Annotated in this window: 19 protein-coding genes; all 19 read right to left on the bottom strand. The window is 49.3% G+C overall.

Translation table 11 applies throughout. From position 1 onward, the window contains the following. Positions 1–216: 216 nt before the first annotated feature. On the bottom strand, positions 217–762 hold the full coding sequence (locus tag AC0THY_RS17325; RefSeq protein WP_489991845.1) for a BMC domain-containing protein: 546 nt from the start codon (positions 760–762) through the stop codon (positions 217–219). A gap of 31 nt (positions 763–793) precedes the next feature. Continuing rightward, a complete protein-coding gene (locus AC0THY_RS17330) occupies positions 794–2,122 on the bottom strand; it encodes an SLBB domain-containing protein (protein ID WP_489991846.1) in 1,329 nt (442 codons plus the stop codon). A gap of 15 nt (positions 2,123–2,137) precedes the next feature. Next, positions 2,138–2,416, bottom strand: a complete 279-nt coding sequence (locus AC0THY_RS17335) for a EutN/CcmL family microcompartment protein (protein WP_489991847.1) — start codon at positions 2,414–2,416, stop codon at positions 2,138–2,140. A 38-nt stretch (positions 2,417–2,454) separates the two neighbouring features. Next, positions 2,455–3,099, bottom strand: a complete 645-nt coding sequence (locus AC0THY_RS17340) for a phosphate propanoyltransferase (RefSeq protein WP_489991848.1) — start codon at positions 3,097–3,099, stop codon at positions 2,455–2,457. A 147-nt stretch (positions 3,100–3,246) separates the two neighbouring features. Then, positions 3,247–3,522 carry a BMC domain-containing protein gene (locus AC0THY_RS17345; RefSeq protein ID WP_489991849.1) on the bottom strand — a complete coding sequence of 92 codons (276 nt, stop codon included), beginning with the start codon at positions 3,520–3,522 and terminating at the stop codon, positions 3,247–3,249. 127 nt (positions 3,523–3,649) lie between these two features. Continuing rightward, positions 3,650–3,949 carry a BMC domain-containing protein gene (locus tag AC0THY_RS17350; RefSeq protein WP_489991850.1) on the bottom strand — a complete coding sequence of 100 codons (300 nt, stop codon included), beginning with the start codon at positions 3,947–3,949 and terminating at the stop codon, positions 3,650–3,652. Positions 3,950–4,016: 67 nt separating this feature from the next. After that, entirely contained in the window at positions 4,017–4,292 is a 276-nt protein-coding gene (locus AC0THY_RS17355) for a BMC domain-containing protein (protein WP_489991851.1), read from the bottom strand. A gap of 76 nt (positions 4,293–4,368) precedes the next feature. Continuing rightward, entirely contained in the window at positions 4,369–4,674 is a 306-nt protein-coding gene (locus AC0THY_RS17360) for a BMC domain-containing protein (protein WP_489991852.1), read from the bottom strand. A 20-nt stretch (positions 4,675–4,694) separates the two neighbouring features. Next, a complete protein-coding gene (locus AC0THY_RS17365) occupies positions 4,695–5,906 on the bottom strand; it encodes a zinc-binding dehydrogenase (RefSeq protein ID WP_489994215.1) in 1,212 nt (403 codons plus the stop codon). Positions 5,907–5,923: 17 nt separating this feature from the next. After that, entirely contained in the window at positions 5,924–7,339 is a 1,416-nt protein-coding gene (locus tag AC0THY_RS17370) for an aldehyde dehydrogenase family protein (protein WP_489991853.1), read from the bottom strand. A 15-nt stretch (positions 7,340–7,354) separates the two neighbouring features. Next, positions 7,355–8,164: a class II aldolase/adducin family protein gene (locus AC0THY_RS17375; RefSeq protein WP_489991854.1), complete on the bottom strand. Its 810-nt coding sequence runs from the start codon at positions 8,162–8,164 to the stop codon at positions 7,355–7,357. Positions 8,165–8,404: 240 nt separating this feature from the next. After that, complete coding sequence (locus AC0THY_RS17380; protein ID WP_489991855.1) at positions 8,405–8,896, bottom strand: flavin reductase family protein; 492 nt, start codon at positions 8,894–8,896, stop codon at positions 8,405–8,407. A gap of 88 nt (positions 8,897–8,984) precedes the next feature. Next, entirely contained in the window at positions 8,985–9,665 is a 681-nt protein-coding gene (locus AC0THY_RS17385; protein ID WP_489991856.1) for a hypothetical protein, read from the bottom strand. A gap of 21 nt (positions 9,666–9,686) precedes the next feature. After that, positions 9,687–10,862: a sugar ABC transporter substrate-binding protein gene (locus AC0THY_RS17390; RefSeq protein ID WP_489991857.1), complete on the bottom strand. Its 1,176-nt coding sequence runs from the start codon at positions 10,860–10,862 to the stop codon at positions 9,687–9,689. 67 nt (positions 10,863–10,929) lie between these two features. Further along, a complete protein-coding gene (locus AC0THY_RS17395; protein ID WP_489991858.1) occupies positions 10,930–11,652 on the bottom strand; it encodes a PIG-L deacetylase family protein in 723 nt (240 codons plus the stop codon). Between the two features lie 15 nt (positions 11,653–11,667). Continuing rightward, positions 11,668–12,969, bottom strand: a complete 1,302-nt coding sequence (locus tag AC0THY_RS17400) for a sugar ABC transporter substrate-binding protein (RefSeq protein WP_489991859.1) — start codon at positions 12,967–12,969, stop codon at positions 11,668–11,670. A 23-nt stretch (positions 12,970–12,992) separates the two neighbouring features. Next, a complete protein-coding gene (locus AC0THY_RS17405; protein ID WP_489991860.1) occupies positions 12,993–14,003 on the bottom strand; it encodes an ABC transporter permease in 1,011 nt (336 codons plus the stop codon). A gap of 12 nt (positions 14,004–14,015) precedes the next feature. Beyond that, positions 14,016–15,512 carry a sugar ABC transporter ATP-binding protein gene (locus tag AC0THY_RS17410; protein WP_489991861.1) on the bottom strand — a complete coding sequence of 499 codons (1,497 nt, stop codon included), beginning with the start codon at positions 15,510–15,512 and terminating at the stop codon, positions 14,016–14,018. A 13-nt stretch (positions 15,513–15,525) separates the two neighbouring features. Continuing rightward, entirely contained in the window at positions 15,526–17,040 is a 1,515-nt protein-coding gene (locus AC0THY_RS17415; RefSeq protein ID WP_489991862.1) for an FGGY-family carbohydrate kinase, read from the bottom strand. Positions 17,041–17,054 lie beyond the last annotated feature (14 nt).

The raw sequence follows: 17,054 nt of genomic DNA on the forward strand, positions 1-17,054 counted from the left end.
CCCCGGCAGCCATCTTCCACTCCGCCGCAGTGCGATCCCGCCCGGAGGGCTTTTTATATCATAGGGAATTCCGAAGGACTTTCCTATGATACGAAAAAGAGCCCCCACCCGGGGGACTCTCTTTCCATGACACAAGAAGCAAAGGGATTTTAACATGAATCCTCCTTGCCGCTCACTCGTATACCCGCATCCTGGATGACGGTTGGATGCTCAAGGTTAGATCAGAGTTTTTACAAACTCCTTGGAAGGACTTGGGATGACTGCATAATCTAGCATGAGTCCCTCCTCTTTTATCAACGCAACAGATGACTCCACAGCTTCTGTCACTGCGGCCACTGTTCCGGACATCAATACATAAGACTTACCACACATACCGCGGGCTACACGAATCTCAAACACATCCACCTGTGCGGTCTTGGCAGCATGGTCTGCAGCCACGATTGCGGAAGCGCCTGTGAATGTCTCCACCACACCCAGTGCCTGAATATTTTCAATGTCTGCTGTACAGGTAAGCGCTTTAAACAAGCTTTCGTGAGGATTACCCAGCACGAAGCTGTCAATCAGGCTCTCCGGATACTCTCTCTTGGCAGCATCAACGGAAACTCTGATTGCACTTAAATCACCGGTAAACAAAATAATAAACTTACCGGGGCAAACTGTCTGAGCTTGAATAAGTTCAACCTCCGCTGTTTTCACAATAAGGTCTGCAGCCTTAATACCTGTGGAAACAGTTTTATATTCTACCATTCCAATTGCCTTCATCGTTCTCATCTCCATCTTGACTTATTTTCCATTAGGCCTGAATGCTAATGAAATTGTCAGTTACTGCCGTGATTGTTCCGGCGATACTTGCATGTAAACAGGTTCCAAGAGCTCCCTCAGGTGGAGCAGCAATCTGCTGTCCCACAGTCACCGCGTCTCCCACCTTTACGGCAGGTACACAGGGTGCACCGATGTTCTGACGAAGCATGAGCTTCACTTCTTTGATCTCGGCCGGACATCCCACGAAAGGTGCCGGTATATCAAACTTATGTAAGCCCAAACGCTCTACCAGCCTGTGTTCCGGAACTCTTCGCTCCTCACGCATACTGGACACCGGTTTGTTTGGCTTATCCGGGATCTTCACGCCTTTTGCTCTTAAGCCTGCTTTATAGCCGTCTAACAAACTTCTTGGAGATAAGTCCTGATGACAGGAGTACATTTCACAAAGTCCACAGGAACAGCAGAAGAAAGAATTGAGGAAGGGCTCCACATTGTAAGTGATTCCATTCGCAATTGCTCTCATAAATTCATGTGGCTTGATGGACTGTCCAAGTAAATTTCTCGGGCATAAGCTGGTACACATAGAACACTGTGAACATACGGACATAGCGTTGCGGATGTTCAAGTGCGGTTTTCTCCTTCTCTTTTCGATGGGAGGACAGGTGGGCGGCAGAACCAAAAGAGCCTTTGTGGTCTTGGTAACAATGTCCTGCATAGAACAGATACGCCCTGTCATGGGGCCTCCCATGAGAAGCACACTGTCTTCTGTGGAGAGTCCGCCTGCCATATCAACCAGTTCCTTAACGGTAATACCCACTGGTACCTCTACGGTTACCGGCTTATTTACTAAACCTGCTACGGTAACAAACTTCGTTACCACATTTTTGTCATTTGTAACTTTACGGTAGAGATTGAGTACCGTCTCCACATTACAGACAACACATCCCACCAGGATCGGAATCTTACCCTGAGGCACTACCTTTCCTGTGGTCTCATAAATCAGAACTACCTCATCTCCCGCCGGATAGATATCCGGTAAAATATGAAGTTTCAGATTTTTATAATTTCCAATATTGCTGTTTACTGCTTCGATTGAGGCTGTGTAGGATTTCTTTACCGCGATGATTCCCTCATTCGCTCCCAAAGCTTCCACCAGCATCTGCATTCCTGATAGCACTTCATTTATGTAATCCACCATGAGCTGTCTGTCAACTTTAATCAGTGGTTCACACTCAGCACAGTTCAAAATAATGGTCTCTGCCTGGTCAGAAAGCTTCGCATGAGTTGGAAAGCCTGCACCGCCAGCTCCTACGACACCGCCGTCAAATAAAGCCTTTTTCATATCTACCATATTCATCATGTTCACTACTCCAACCTATTCTTCTATGACTATTTTTTGCGGGTCATCTACAATACCTACAATACATGCATCAATAGGAGAATCCGGATTACCACAGCCAAGTCTCGCAGAACTTCCCGTAGTTACCAGCACAATATCTGAAATACCGGCGCCTACATTGTCCACAGCAACGATACGCTCTTTATTCTTAGCGTGCATCTTTTCCATGGGATCTACAATCAGGAATTTGCTTCCCACAAGATCAGAATTTTTTCTTGTACAGATCACTGTTCCTACTACTTTGCCTATAATCATGATTTCCTCCGTCTGTGCGCATTACATCGCACACAATCCTATTTAATCAGGATTCCTTTATCTTTACTGATACCAAGGCCATTGGCCTCATCGGTATCGATATGCATTTCCAATGTAAATGTGTCGTCTACACGGATGGGCACATCCTCCAGAACCCCGCCGCGGCCGCTCTCAAAGCGAACCTTCACCACCTGTTTATCCTTCACGCCGAATTTAGCTGCGTCGTCAGGTGACATGTGGATATGTCTCTTGGCAATGATGCATCCTTCCTTTAAGTAAACCACACCCTTAGGACCTACAAGCGCGATTGGAGCGCTGCCGGCCAGATCACCGGATAAGCGTACCGGCGCGTTAATTCCCAGCTTGATGGCATCTGTCTTAGCCACTTCCACCTGGGAGCTGCTTCTCTCCGGTCCCAAAACCCTCACATTCTCAATGGCGCGCAGCTTGGTTCCCACCAGAGTTACACACTCCTGTGCAGCAAACTGTCCGCCCATGAGATCCTTTTTCTTATTCAGCTGATACCCCTTGCCAAACAGAGTCTCCACGTCCTCACGGCTGAGATGCACATGCCTTGCAGAGATACCAACAGGTATTGTGTCTTGTGGATTGTAAACATCAACGTTTTTAAGCTGTTCAGCAACCAGCTTAGCAATTTCATTTACTAATTGTTGTTCCTGCATCTTCTTTTCCCTCTCTTTATAGGGTTACGCCTTAAGGCATACAGAAAGCCTGCCAGCGGCAGCCTTTCTGTATCTTAAGACCTATATACATCCGGTTGTCCAAAATCACTTTGTCATCCGGTATGCTGCCCCTTCCTCATGGAATGATTAGATCTGCGGAAGGATTTTCTCTACATCATCGTGCGGTCTAGGGATTACGTGAACAGCAATGATCTCACCCAGTCTCTCTGCCGCTGCGGAACCAGCTTCCACTGCTGACTTTACAGCTCCTACATCGCCGCGTACCATAACACTTACAAGTCCGGAACCAATTTTCTCTGTTCCAACCAAAACAACATTTGCTGCTTTCAGCATTGCGTCAGCTGCTTCGATAGACGCGATCAGTCCTCTTGTCTCTACCATTCCTAATGCCTGAAGTTCCATTCTGATTTCCTCCTTAACTTCTTGCTTTGTCAAGTCTGTTACCTTATAATCTTACACCCGGGGAACTATTCGGTTACTGTTCACTCAGATCTGAGCATTTACTGCTGTGAACGTGTGAACAGTAACACTATTCGTTTCGCAGAAAGGCATATTTCTTTGCGCTGACTGCCACCAGCTTCATAGTCTCCTCGTGCGGATTTGCAATTACTGCGGAAGCTACGACATTTCCTGCGGCGTTGTGTTTTGCTGCCTCCACCGCCTCCGTAACCGCGGCAACAGTACCCTGAACGATTATTGTCACCAATCTTCCGCCCAACTTCTTCTCCCACGTCAGGAACTTTACATCTGCTGTCTTCAGCATCACATCCAGCGCCTGGATAGCATCTGTGCAGTTAGGCAATTCAATTAATCCTAATGATGTTCCCATATTCTTTTCCTTTTAATAATAAATTAAATAGATGTTGGGGTCAAAAAGTATTTTGACCCTGGCATCATTAGATGGTGGGTAAGATCTTCTCTACATCGTTGTGCGGTCTTGGGATAACATGAACAGCTACCAGCTCGCCCAGTCTGCCTGCTGCTGCTCCGCCAACCTCTGTGGCTGCTTTGACAGCTCCAACATCTCCGCGTACCATAACGGTTACCAGTCCGGAACCGATCTTCTCTGTTCCGATTAATGTAACGTCAGCTGCTTTTACCATCTGATCAGATGCCTCGATTGCTGCAACTAAACCTCTTGTCTCTACCATTCCTAATGCTTCCTGTGTCATTATAGATATCCTCCTTAAAATTCCTCAACAATTTAACTAATTTTATCATGGTTCGCGCTATTTGTACAGTTTTTCACTAGATAGCGCTTATTCTTAACATTTTTTCGCAATCCTCTGATGGTGCCGGTATGATATGCCTTGTGATAACACCGGTAATCCCTTCCGCTGCCTGTGCGGCCGCGTCCATGGCCGCCTCGACGGCTGCCACGCTTCCCCTGATTTTCAAACAGGTGATAAGGGGTACTGGCAACGCATCCGCATTGGCAGGCTTATTCTTATCGATTGCTTCGATCCGGACATCCGCTGCCTTGGCCGCTGCATCCGCTGCCACAAAAGCCGCCACACACCCGAACACTTCTAAAATCCCTGCTGCTTCATGCATCGCTCTTTACTCCTTCCGAATTATTCGTTGATGATGGCAATCTTCAGACCTGTCATTGCCAGGTTCTTCTGGTGTGCTTCATTGATCTGCTCCAGAGGATACTTGTCTGTGATCAGATCTTTCATAGGAAGTCCAATTGCCTGTGCTCTCTTCAGGAAATCAAAAGTGGTCACATAATCTCTCAGTGTGTATACCCAGGAACCAACCAGGTTGATTTCCTTGGAGCACAGATCAAAGTGAGGATTAATCTGTGCATCTCCGCCGTTGATAAAGAATCCCAGCTCACAAAGTCCGCCGCCATTGCGGATGAACTTGTAGATGTTGGAGTGTGCCTTTGGATTTCCTGTACACTGGAATGCAAAATCTGCCAGATGTCCGTCAAATGCTTCCTTCACACCCTCTGCTAAGGCTTCTACGCCTTTGTAGTTCATGAAGTTTACAGATTTCTCTGCGCCCATCTTCTTTGCAAACTCAAGTCTCTGCTCATTTCCGTCAACCGCTACGATATTTTCAATACCCATGGTGCGCAGCACTGCGATACAGATCAGGCCGATCGGTCCGCATCCCTGTACAGCAACACGGCTGTTGAAACGGAGGATACCTGTTGATTTTGCTCGCTCTACTGCATGAATCAGAACTGCACACGGCTCGATCAGGATACGGGACTCCAGATCCAGATCACTTACATTGAAGAAAGTAGCTCCAAAGCTGCCGCCTCTGATGAAGATGTAGTCTGAGAACCATCCGTTCAGATGAATGTCATCATCCGGGAGCAGTCCGTACACATCCGCGCCGCCCACGTTTTTCTTGTTCAGGTCAAACATGGTGATTTCAGGATCATCCTTGAAAATCATGCAGGTAACAACCTTATCGCCAACCTTAACCGGTTTGCCGGCTGTGTCAACCTTTACGTTTTTGCCCATAGCCACAATTTCACCGGTACCTTCATGTCCCAGAGCTACCGGAATCAGGCTGAACGGATCTCTCTTAAACTCATGTGCATCCGTGCCGCAGATACCACAGCCTTCCACCTTGACCAGAATATCGTCATCTCCCAGAGGGGGAATCGGAAACTCTTTAATGTCATAGTTTTCCAGAGCTGTCAGCATAGCAACCTTCGCTGTTTTCGGAATAGCTCCGGCCGGTTTCGCAGACGCAGGTGCCACGGCCGGTGCGGCTGGCTTTCCCTGCATTTCTGAAAGCACCTGTTTTACGATTTCTTCTATATTCATATCCACGTCTATCACTCCTATCTGATGCAAAGTGCATCGCCCATGACACATCTTCTGCTCTTTGTAAAGCTCTTCGTCGAAGTCAGGCCCTCACCGGTACGGCTGCAGATGGTAAAGGTTGGATATCCTTCTCCTCCGAATCCCAATGCCGCATAGGATGGAGCATTCTTCACAAAGATCGCTGTGTCGATTGCTTTTCCAAACTTGGTCAGATTGTTTACATTGGTTGAATGCATATGAGCAGAATGTCTGTTTCCGTGCTCCAGCTCCACTGCAACCTCAATTCCCTCGTCCACATTCTTTACACGCACAACGCCCAGAATCGGCATCATCAGTTCTTCCCAGATCAGCGGATTTGTCTTTTCGCCTTCAAAGATAATGCAGCGGATCTCATCGCCCACCGTGACACCTATCTTGCCCAAAAGCACTTTCGCGCTTCTTCCCACGCACTGTCTGTTCAGGGTTCTCTTACCGTTCTTTGTAATAAATACGGTATCGATCAGCTTCTGTACTTCTTCAGCGTTGGCATGGTAGCATCCCGCCTGCTCCATGTGGTAGATCAGCTCGTCCACAATCATGTCCACAGCCACCACTTCTTTTTCTGCAATACATGGCAGGTTGTTGTCAAATGTACATCCGTTGATGATGTCCTCTGCCGCCTTGGGGATATTCGCTGTCTCGTCAACCAGTACAGGCGGATTTCCTGCACCGGCTCCCATTGCTCTCTTTCCTGAGGAAAGCACGCTGGTTACCACTCCCGGGCCCCCTGTCGCTACCAACAGGCCGACATCTTTATGTTTAAATACAATATTGCTGACTTCCATGGTGGGCTCTTTCACCGCAACTACGATGTTCTCAGGGCCTCCCACTTCCACGCTGGCTCTGTTTACCATGTCAATGGCCAGATTGGAAACTTTTTTAGCTGACGGATGAGGCATAAACACTACGGTGTTTCCTGCCGCGATCATTCCGATGCTGTTGCAGATAACCGTTTCCGTAGGATTGGTGGAGGGGCAAACCGCTCCGATCACACCCCAGGGACCCTGCTCGATCAGCGTCAGTCCTCTGTCACCCGACCATGCAACTGTGGAGAGGTCTTCCGTTCCCGGGGTCTTCTCCGCAACCAGCTGATGTTTCAGGATCTTGTGTCCCACATTTCCCATTCCGGTCTCTTCTACTCCAAGTTCAGCAAACATCTTGGCGTTTTCCAGTGTTTTTTTACGGATATTTGCAATAATCTTCTCGCGGAACTCCAAAGGCATCGGCTGAATCTCTTTCTGTGCCGCCTTGGCTGCTGCGATTGCATCCTCAATATCCTCAAAGACACCCAAAAGCTTTTTGTCAGCCTGAGCAGGTTTCTCCGCTTCCGCTGTCCCCATGCCTTTTAAAACGCTTCGAACAATGTTTTGAATTTCTTGTTCGTTCATAGCCATTATATTGGTGCCTCCTTATTTCATCTGAGCAAGGATCTTTTTGGTCACTTCTGCCACAATTGCTTCTACATCGGTATCATTTTTGGAAGCCCCGCCGCAGCTGCAAGCGCCATCGCATGAATGACATCCTTTGCCTGCACCATTTAACTCAGCACAGATATTAGCCGGATGTTTTCCTGGCAGTCCCATCTGTCTTCTGATCTCGTACAGTTTTGCGATCTGATCTTTGTCAAATTCCTTAGGTCCGCCCAGCATTTTGGATTTGTAAAGCAGCTCAGCGTAGAACTCAACAGATTCCATCTTCATATAAGCTGCGTTCAGATCTGTGCTCCAGGTAAGTGCTCCGTGGCTCTCTAACAGAACTGCATCATAATATGGAAGATATTTTTCCAGGTTGTCCGGAATTTCCATAGTGGAAGGTGTGCCGTACTCAGCGATGGGCACGCATCCCAGAGCGATAACAGCTTCCGGCATGATCGGCTGTGTAAGAGGAATGCCGGCAATGGCGAAAGAAGTAGCGAAATTCGGATGAGCATGTACAACAGATCCAACATCCGGTCTCTTCTCATACACTCTCATGTGCATCTTGATCTCAGATGACGGTCTGAAGTTGCCGTTTGCCTGGATGCAGTTACCCTTTGCATCTACTTTACATATGTACTCCGGGGTCATGAAGCCCTTGGAAACACCAGTCGGTGTGCACAGGAACTCATTGTCATTCAGTTTTACGGAAATGTTGCCATCATTAGCGGCAACCATGTTTCTGTCGTAGATTCTCTTGCCGATCTCACAGATTTGTTTTTTGATTTCATACTCGTTAGCCATGAAAAAATATCCTCCTTGTATGTTTGTTTGTGTTGTTTTATTTTTGGTTTAATTTATTTTATCACGTATTCCAATAAAAATCAACATCTTTCTCAAGTTTTTTCAAAGCAAGGAAACCCCTTGAATTTGCGGGCTTTTCAGTATTTCCGCCACTTTTTCCCCCGGGCTTTCCAGGACCCAACACAAAACCAACAAAACCCAATTTTGTCGGATATGGCCTGCTGACCACTCTATTTTCGCTTACGCAGGCCCCAACGTGGCATATCCGTCAAGGGCATACAGGTGACGGTATTCCGGCTTCATACGTACAGCCGCTACCTGTGCGACAAATAGAATATGGTCCCCTGCCTCCATCTCCTCAACCACTCTGCACTCCATGGCCGCCTCACTTTCTGCCACCAGGTCAGCGGATATCTCCTCCGCCTTTTCCATCCGTATTCCATAGGATGCTGCCTTATCCAGTTCCCTGCCGGATATCCTCCCGCATTTCACCGCCTCCGCCGCCAGGGATACATCGGGCAGGCACAGTCCAAATTCACCGCTTCTGCGGATCAGGTCTTTTGTGTACCCTCTGCCGCTTAAGCAAACTGCAACCGTAGCGGGATGGTTTGACACGTAAGTCCACCAGGACAGCGCCATAATGTTTGTACTTCCGTCTTCCTTTTGGCTGGTAATCAGGCAAAAGGGGTTGGGTGAAGTAAGCCTTTGAATTTTTGTGATTTCTATGCTCATTCTATATTCCTCCATTTTTTATTCTACCACAGAACGCGAACTGCGCCCACAGGAAAAATCTTCTCCTTGCCGGCGCAGTCCTGCCTCATCATGATCGGCTCATATAATCTATTACTGTCTTAATCTGCCCGCCAAAGGAGGTGTCCCCGAATTTCTTCTCAAAAAATGCTCCTCCGATGGTAAATGCCCAGGCTTTCGTTTTTCTCACCTCATCCAAGCGTTCAAAACTGGCTATACTTCCGGCCAGGCATACGTCCCCCCGAACCTGCCTGACAAATTCCGCATTCAGTTTTGCGGCATCACCGGTGTATCGGTACCCCAGAAGATCGATACCGGCAACCCCTCTTTGTTCAATGAGCTGGTTGGCCTCGTCAATCATTTCCTTCGCGGTGCCCTCCAGCACGCTGGGACGGCCGTTTATCTTTCCCACAAAAGGCATATAGCGCATTCCCGCACTCTCGGCCTCCCTCTGGACAGACTCAAAATACAGTGTCCCCATCAGCACGTCAAATCCGCATCTGGCGCCGATTTTGGCCCCCTCCAGGCACTCATCCTCCGTATAGGCCACCACCTCCAGGAAGGTTGTCTTGCCTGCCTCTTTCATTTTCTTTACCAGCAGCTTCATCTCCTCCTCCGGCAGTCCGACTTCCTTAAATCCCCAATACCTGGCAGGTGCGTCCTTTGCCTCTTCAAACACCTGAATGGCATTTTCCACAGTCCGGTCGTGGTGCGTGAGCATCACAATCAATTCCGGTGCGCGTTCTCCCATAATAATACCTTCTCCTTTGCTTTATTTTCCGGCCATAAAATCAGCCAGTGTTGCCCCATTGTAATACTCTTCAAACATCTGCCCCACATTTTCATCCGTAACCATGGTGTTCGTCTGATACACAATCCCCGGCACATTTACCCCGTCCAGCAGATTGATCATCTGCATCATTCCCAGTCTGGACCCCTCGATGGCGCTGTAACATGCGGACCCCAGTACCTCACCGTTGTAAATCCCTTCCAGAATCACCCGGTCATTGTCAATTGAGGTCAGCAATATCTCTTTTCCGGATGCCTTGATTGCATTCATCATGCCGTAGGTGGCGGAGGAGTACAGCCCCCATGCCCCCAACATATCCGGGTCTGCCTGCAGCGCCCCTTCAAATGCCGTATAGTGCTCCTCCGGCGACTCTCCTGTCAGAGCCTTAATCGTAATTTTGTCATATTTTTGAAAAACCTCTTTAAATCCCAGTTCCCGGGTCACTGCATTGGGATGAATAAAGGGCAGCGTGCCATAATAGATAACCCCTTCCATCTTGCTGCCTTTATCCAGAAGGGCCTTTTCCAGCAGTTCACCCGCCATTCTGCCCTGCTCCACACAGTCATACATAATGGCAGAATCAATATTTCCGGCATTTGGAGGCGCATCGATGGTCACCACCGGTATGTGCGCCTGTTCCAGCGAGTCCAGTGCATCCTGCACCCCGTAGAAATCGCAGGGTGTCAAAATCACACCGTCCACACCCTGGAGTATCCACTGTTCGATTGCCTGATTCTGGGCATCCTGGTCGTAGTCCGCATCATTAACCAGGAGTTCTATCCCTGCCTCCTTTGCAGCCTCTTTCATCCCTTCCAGATACATGGCGCCTACCTCATCCACTGTGTAGTACACCGAAAAGCCTATGGTATAAGGCTCTGACGGAACCGGCAGGCTGACCTTTGCTCCACTCCATTTCACATCACCGCCTGTGCTGCGTATGTTCACATTGCACTCCACGCCCAGATCATTGTAATACTGGTTGATGTCGGATGTGGTCCCCTCCGGATGGATGTACTCAAAATCCGCTTTGTTAGAATGCGCTGCATTTGTTTTTTCCCCGTCTGTCTTCTCTGTCTTGGCGTTCCCCCCGGAACATGCGGTCATGCATGTGATGACCGCGATACACAGAATGATACATAATACGCTTCTCCTACTCAATGTTTCTTCCCCCTGCCTTTCGGCAAATCTCCGCTTACACAAGCGGTGGACTTTTTCCTGCAAAATCCTACGGCAACAGCTTGTGCGCGCCTGCAATAATGGGCCATTTCTCACAGATGCAAAATGCTTCCACATACTCCACCCCTGGTGTTCCGCACATGGATGCCCAGTATTTATTCTCATTTTCCAGAATGTCAATGTACGCTACCCCAAAAGCGTCTCTGCACCAATCCCCCTGCTGTGAGTCATGGCACATGAACATATCCACCTTCCCGGAAAAAGTCTCCGTGATATCCACAAAATATTGGGGATGGTATGTGTCCGAGTATCCCATAGGTGTACAGTAAAACATGGGCGGAACACGGTCCATCACCGTATGCTCTGTCTCGATAGCCTTTACAGAAGCCAGCACCCTTGCCTCAAACGCCAGGTACCCTGTGATGTCGTGATCCTGGTTATAGTCCTTAAATGGCGGCGGTGCCAATATCACATCCGGCCTGGCCACCCGCACCGCTTCGATAAATTTCAGGCGTGTTTTTTCATTGTCAAAAAGGAACTCATCCTCCTCGTTCAGCCATAAAAGCTGCGCGCCCAGATAGTCAGCCGAAGCCTGTGCCTCCTTCCTTCGCATGGCAGCGGTCTCTTCCTTGGTGTGCTGATAGGAGCCGATATTTCCATTGGTTGCCACGCACATAAATACTTCATCCCCCCGCTGTTTCATTTTCAGCAGGGTGCCTGCCATCCGAAATTCAATGTCATCCGGGTGAGCTCCAAAAGCCAGTACTCTCATAGGTGAACCTCCTCTCTACTGGATCTCTCCAGCCATGTAATCTTTCAGTTTCTTGCCCCCATAGTAATGTTCAAACATTTCCTCCACATTTTCCTTTGTCACCAGCTGATTCTCATAAAAATATGCGCTGGGGATATCCACCCCATTGAGCAGGTTGATCATACCGCTCATAGCCCAAAATGCAGGAGCTGTAGAACTATAGCAGGCAGATCCCAGAATATTTCCCTCATAAATTCCCTGGAGAATGGGTTTGTCATTGTCAATGGATGTGATGGGTATCCCGCTGCCATTGGCTGCTTTTGCGTTCAGCATACCCACCGTAGCTGCCGAATACAGGCCAAAGGCCCCAATCATATCCGGATAAGCCATCAAAGCGCTCTCAAAGGCTGCATAGTGCTCCTCTATGGAGGTTCCTGTCAGTTCCACGATATCCAGATCCGGACAGTCTGCAAACACGCTCTTAAAGCCGTCCGAACGGGTCGCCGCGTTGGGATGGACAAACGGAAGGCTTTGGTATACAATGGTCCCTTTCAGCTCCGTGCCGTTATCCTCCAGGTACTTGCGCAGCAGTTCACCTGCCATTACACCCTGCTCCTTACACTCTGACATAACCACGGAATCTGCCTCGGACACCAGCGCCGGGTTAAAGGTAATCACCGGAATTCCCGCTTTCTTTAAAGAGTCCAGGGATTCCTTTACTCCGGTGAAATCGCAGGGCGCCAGGATCACACCGTCCACATCCTGGAGAATCCACTGCTCAATCGCCTGATTCTGGGCATCCTGATCATAGTCCGCATCGTTCACCAAAAGCTCAATTCCCGCTTCCTCGGCACATGCCTTCATGGTATCCAGAATCATGGCCCCCACTTCGTCCACTGTATAGTACACGGAAAATCCCACGCTATACTTCTCCTTGGGTACTGGAAGCTCTGTGGTATAGTTATCCGGAACGTTTACCACACCTCCGGTTGATCTGAGCTTAAAGGAGCAGTCCACCCCCAGTTCGTTGTAATAGGAAGCGATGTCAAAGCGCTCCCCTGCGGGCTGTACATATTCATAGTCTGCCGTATTGGGGTCCTCCCCACTGTTCCCCGTACGGCCTGTCTGATCTGCCTGCTCAGTCTCTGCTGCCTCCGTGTCCTTTGTCCCTGAATCCTCCGTTTCCTGATTCCTCTGAGCACTTTCGGTCTGCTGCCCGCCCCCTGTCTGTTTTTCTGTTTCCGGGGCATTCGTGCCCTCTTTTCCCGGGGAGCATCCGGATACGGATACCGCCAGAACCGCGCACATGACCGCTGCAATTGCTTTTTTCCTCTTCATGTTTTCCTCCTTTGCTGTGACGTTTACGGTTGCCTTTCTTTTGCTGTCTGTGCATTACTGCCTGATTCATCCTGTTTTACCGTGGTCTTCGACTTCAACACATTGTCCATAAACACCGCTATAATAATGACACAGCCCTTTACCAGCATTTGGTGCTGGGACTGTGCTCCCAGCAGGGAGAGTCCTCCGTTTAGGATTGCCATGATCATACAGCCTCCCACTGTCCCCCACATGCTGCCGATTCCTCCCGAGATGGCTGTGCCGCCCAGCACCGCCGCTGAGATGGCATCCATGGATAAGTCCGTGCCCAAGTCTGACATGCCGGCATTCATGAGAGCCGCCAGGATCAAACCGGAAATACCTGCCAAAAAGCCGCTGAATGTGTACGTCCAGATCTTGACAGCTCTCACATTAATCCCTGCAACCTTGGCGGCTTCTGTGTTTCCCCCAATGCATTTTACATAGAATCCAAATTTTGTTTTTCGGTACAGGAAAAGACAGAGTATAAAAAACAGGACCATAATGATAATGGGTGTGGGCAGGATTCCCGCCACTGTCCCATTTCCGAATGTATACGCAAAGCCGGATGCCTTAATCGGGATCGTTCTCCCGTTTGAGAGCGTCATTGCAATCCCCCTGAAAATATTCATGGTGGCAAGTGTCACCAGGAAGGGTTCGATCTTTCCATACACGCTGATTACGGCATTAAAAAGCCCTAAGGCTGTTGCCAGCAAAACAACGGCAAGCAGGGATATTCCCAGAGGGATTCCTCTGTTTAAGAGCAGCCCCAGGGCAACGCCCACCAGCGCTGCAACAGATCCACCTGACAAGTCCAGAGCCCCCAATGTGAGGATAAAGGTCATTCCGAAAGCTACCACTGCCGTGTAACTCATCCGCTTCATCATATTCAAGAGATTCATTCCGTGCATAAACACAGGCTTCATGGAAGTAAAAACCACTGCTAATACAATCAAAATCAAGATCGTACGGTATTTAATGCAAAACTGTCCCACCCGGGATCTTTTTGTATCCATTCCCTTTCCTCCTTACTGTGCTGATTTCTGTGCCGCCAGCCCCATTACCTTCTCCTGGGTCACCTCGTCTCTACCCAAAATCCCCTTCATCCTGCCTTCCTGCATAATGAGGATATGGTCAGCCACACTGATCAGTTCCGGCAGTTCTGAAGAAACCATTATTATAGAAGCGCCTCTCTTTACCAGCCTGCCCATAATTTTATAGATTTCTGACTTTGCTCCAATGTCAATTCCTCTGGTGGGTTCATCAAAAAGTATGATCTGTGGGTCCATATCCAGCCATTTTCCCAGCGCAGCCTTCTGCTGGTTTCCCCCTGAAAGGGTCTGTACAGGCAGATTGATGTTCGAGACCCTGATGTTGAGGGACTCTTTGTACTTCCTGGCAATGTCCCTCAGCTTTTTCCAATCCAGCCATCCGGTCCTTCCGTTCCGCTGCGCATTGAGCATGTTCAAGTTTTCCATCACTGACATACACAGGACCAGTCCGGTCTTTTTCCGGTCCTCAGTGACAAAAGCCATTCCCTCTTTTATGGCCCGCCTTGGTCCGGCCGGAGTATATTCCTTTCCCCTGATCCAAATCCGGCCTCCGGTAATTGGCCTGAGGCCGAAGAGGGTTTCCAGGACATCCGTCCTCTTGGAGCCTACAAGTCCTCCGAAGCCAAAGATTTCACCCCTGTGTACCTCAAAGGACAGGTCAGAAAACGTGTTCCCGGATAGGTGCTCTGCCTTTAGAATCACTTCGCCCAGTTTTACCTCTTCCTTGGCATATACATCCTGTATTTCCCGTCCTACCATCATGCTGATCAGGTCCTGTTCCCGGACCTGCCGGTTCTCAACGGTATCCACATAGCTCCCATCCCTCAGGATGGTGATCCGGTCCGCAATCTGCTCAATCTCCTGAAGTCTGTGAGAGATATAGACTATGGTAACTCCCTCACGGCTTAAAGCTTTCACGATCTCAAGAAGCTTTTGAGAATCTTTTTGTGAGATAGAAGAGGTCGGCTCATCCATGAGAATCACCTTGGCATTGGCGCTGATGGCTTTCGCAATCTCTACAATCTGCTGCTCCGCTATGGAAAGGTTTCTGACCAGCATATTGGGAGACAGCTGTGATCCCAGACGCTTCAGCACCTCTGCAGCTGTCCGCTGAAATTCCTTTTCCCGCAGCAGAATCCCTCTGTATTTGTCCTGCTTATCCATTACTATATTTTCCGCTACCGTCATATCCCTGCACAGAGTCAGTTCCTGATAGATGGTATGTATGCCTGCCTCCTTTGGCTGTTTCGGGTTTCTGAACTCCGCCTGTCTTCCATCCACCCAGATCTCTCCACCCCTGTCCGGAAGGTGATAGCCGCTGATAATTTTTATCAGAGTGGACTTTCCCGCGCCGTTCTCTCCCAGCAGCACATGCACTTCGCCTTTCTTTAGCTGAAGATTGATTCCCCGCAGTACATTGACACCTGAAAATGTCTTTCCAATATTTTTTAGTTCCAGAATACAGTTCTCCAAGCCTCTCCCTCCTTTACTGTGCAGGTTCCTGCTGCTCCAGCAGATGAATGGCATAGGACAGTCTCCGGTAAGTCCCATACGCCTTCGCAAATCTCTTCTCACTGTCCTTTTCCGGGAAAAATATCTTCTCCTCCTGTCTTATGTATTCCTGTGCCTGTGCGGGATGCCCCAAGGCCCCGGCAGCTATGGCCGCATACACTGCAGCTCCCATGGCAGATGCCTCTGTCACGCTGCATTTCACAATGATTTTTCCCGTGACATTGGCTTTCAGCTGAAGCTGCCGGTCAATAGAGGAACCTCCTCCCACTGCTCTGAGCACACGAATCTGTATCCCTGCCTTTTCATAAGCCTCCAGCTGCATCCTCAGCTCATAGGCCAGTCCTTCTACGACTGCCCTTCCCAGATCTACTCTGTCCGTTTCCAGAGTGAGTCCGTAGACTGCCCCTTTTGCTTTTGCGTCGAAAAATGGATTGCCGCTGCCGGAAAAATGCGGAATCAGATATACGCTGCCCGGCCTGCCCACATCCACCCCTCTCTGCATAAATTCATAGAAGTTCCCGCCATTTTCCCTGCAAGACCTGTACTCGTCCGCTGCCAGCTCATCCCGGTACCAGCGGACCACACACCCTGCGGTAAGGTTTACAGCGAAAGTGACATAACCTCTCAATCCCACGTAGCACGGGAAAAAGCGTCTGCACATCTCCATGGAAGTGTTAGGCTTTGCCAGAGGAACCACGATTCCCTCTATGGTTCCCGCAATATCCACCGCTGTGCCTGGTTCCCGCTCATCGATCCCCGCCCCCACTGCAGCGCAAACCATATCATGTCCCCCCGCTGCCGCAAGCACTTCACCTGAAAAGCCCAGCTGATCTCTTATATATCCCGGTACCGTTCCAACCAAGGTTCCGGATTCCGCAGCAGAGGGAAGCCTTCCCCGTTTTAGCCCTGCTGCCTTCAGGATCTGTGCAGACCAGTCACGATTTCGGATATCAAACAGCATGGTTCTGGATGCCTCCGAATAGCTGGCCACAGGTGGCAGCCCCATTTTCTGCAGTATAAAATCTTCAAAGGTGGCCCACCTGGCTGTCTTCTCAAAGAGGCAGGGTTCTTGTTTCTGAATCCAGAGGATCTTAGCCAGACTCCCCAGATAGACGGGAGGCATACCCGTAATTTGATAAAATCTCTCCAGTCCGAACTGCTCTGTAAACTCCTTTATCTCCTCCTCTCCGCGGAAGTCAAAGTCTACAATGGCATTGCGCAGACTGTTTCCATTTTGGTCCACCGGAATAATGATATCTCCCACCGCGGATATGGCAAGCGCGGTGACGGGTTCATCTGTCACTTCATTCGCCCGCCTAATGACCCGGGCAATCTTTTCCCACACCAGCTCCCCGTCCAGTTCCAGCATATTTTCCCCGGGCATATACATCCCGTACTCCTCGTATGCCTGGCAGACCACCCCCCATTTTTCATCAAAGACCACAGCCTTGCACCCGGAAGTCCCCATGTCTATTCCCATAAAACGCATACTGCCAACTCCTT

This window comes from Ruminococcus sp. 8Y-12, from assembly GCF_058119865.1.

Excerpts from the sequence above, each read along its gene's own strand:
- AC0THY_RS17355 (WP_489991851.1), bottom strand. The coding sequence starts at position 4,292 with ATGACACAGGAAGCATTAGGAATGGTAGAGACAAGAGGTTTAGTTGCA.
- AC0THY_RS17370 (WP_489991853.1), bottom strand. The coding sequence starts at position 7,339 with ATGGCTATGAACGAACAAGAAATTCAAAACATTGTTCGAAGCGTTTTA.
- AC0THY_RS17385 (WP_489991856.1), bottom strand. The coding sequence starts at position 9,665 with ATGGGAGAACGCGCACCGGAATTGATTGTGATGCTCACGCACCACGAC.
- AC0THY_RS17360 (WP_489991852.1), bottom strand. The coding sequence starts at position 4,674 with ATGCATGAAGCAGCAGGGATTTTAGAAGTGTTCGGGTGTGTGGCGGCT.
- AC0THY_RS17340 (WP_489991848.1), bottom strand. The coding sequence starts at position 3,099 with ATGCAGGAACAACAATTAGTAAATGAAATTGCTAAGCTGGTTGCTGAA.
- AC0THY_RS17415 (WP_489991862.1), bottom strand. The coding sequence starts at position 17,040 with ATGCGTTTTATGGGAATAGACATGGGGACTTCCGGGTGCAAGGCTGTG.
- AC0THY_RS17350 (WP_489991850.1), bottom strand. The coding sequence starts at position 3,949 with ATGGGAACATCATTAGGATTAATTGAATTGCCTAACTGCACAGATGCT.
- AC0THY_RS17335 (WP_489991847.1), bottom strand. The coding sequence starts at position 2,416 with ATGATTATAGGCAAAGTAGTAGGAACAGTGATCTGTACAAGAAAAAAT.
- AC0THY_RS17365 (WP_489994215.1), bottom strand. The coding sequence starts at position 5,906 with ATGAATATAGAAGAAATCGTAAAACAGGTGCTTTCAGAAATGCAGGGA.
- AC0THY_RS17395 (WP_489991858.1), bottom strand. The coding sequence starts at position 11,652 with ATGAGAGTACTGGCTTTTGGAGCTCACCCGGATGACATTGAATTTCGG.
- AC0THY_RS17325 (WP_489991845.1), bottom strand. The coding sequence starts at position 762 with ATGAAGGCAATTGGAATGGTAGAATATAAAACTGTTTCCACAGGTATT.
- AC0THY_RS17380 (WP_489991855.1), bottom strand. The coding sequence starts at position 8,896 with ATGAGCATAGAAATCACAAAAATTCAAAGGCTTACTTCACCCAACCCC.
- AC0THY_RS17400 (WP_489991859.1), bottom strand. The coding sequence starts at position 12,969 with ATGAAGAGGAAAAAAGCAATTGCAGCGGTCATGTGCGCGGTTCTGGCG.
- AC0THY_RS17330 (WP_489991846.1), bottom strand. The coding sequence starts at position 2,122 with ATGATGAATATGGTAGATATGAAAAAGGCTTTATTTGACGGCGGTGTC.
- AC0THY_RS17405 (WP_489991860.1), bottom strand. The coding sequence starts at position 14,003 with ATGGATACAAAAAGATCCCGGGTGGGACAGTTTTGCATTAAATACCGT.
- AC0THY_RS17345 (WP_489991849.1), bottom strand. The coding sequence starts at position 3,522 with ATGGAACTTCAGGCATTAGGAATGGTAGAGACAAGAGGACTGATCGCG.
- AC0THY_RS17375 (WP_489991854.1), bottom strand. The coding sequence starts at position 8,164 with ATGGCTAACGAGTATGAAATCAAAAAACAAATCTGTGAGATCGGCAAG.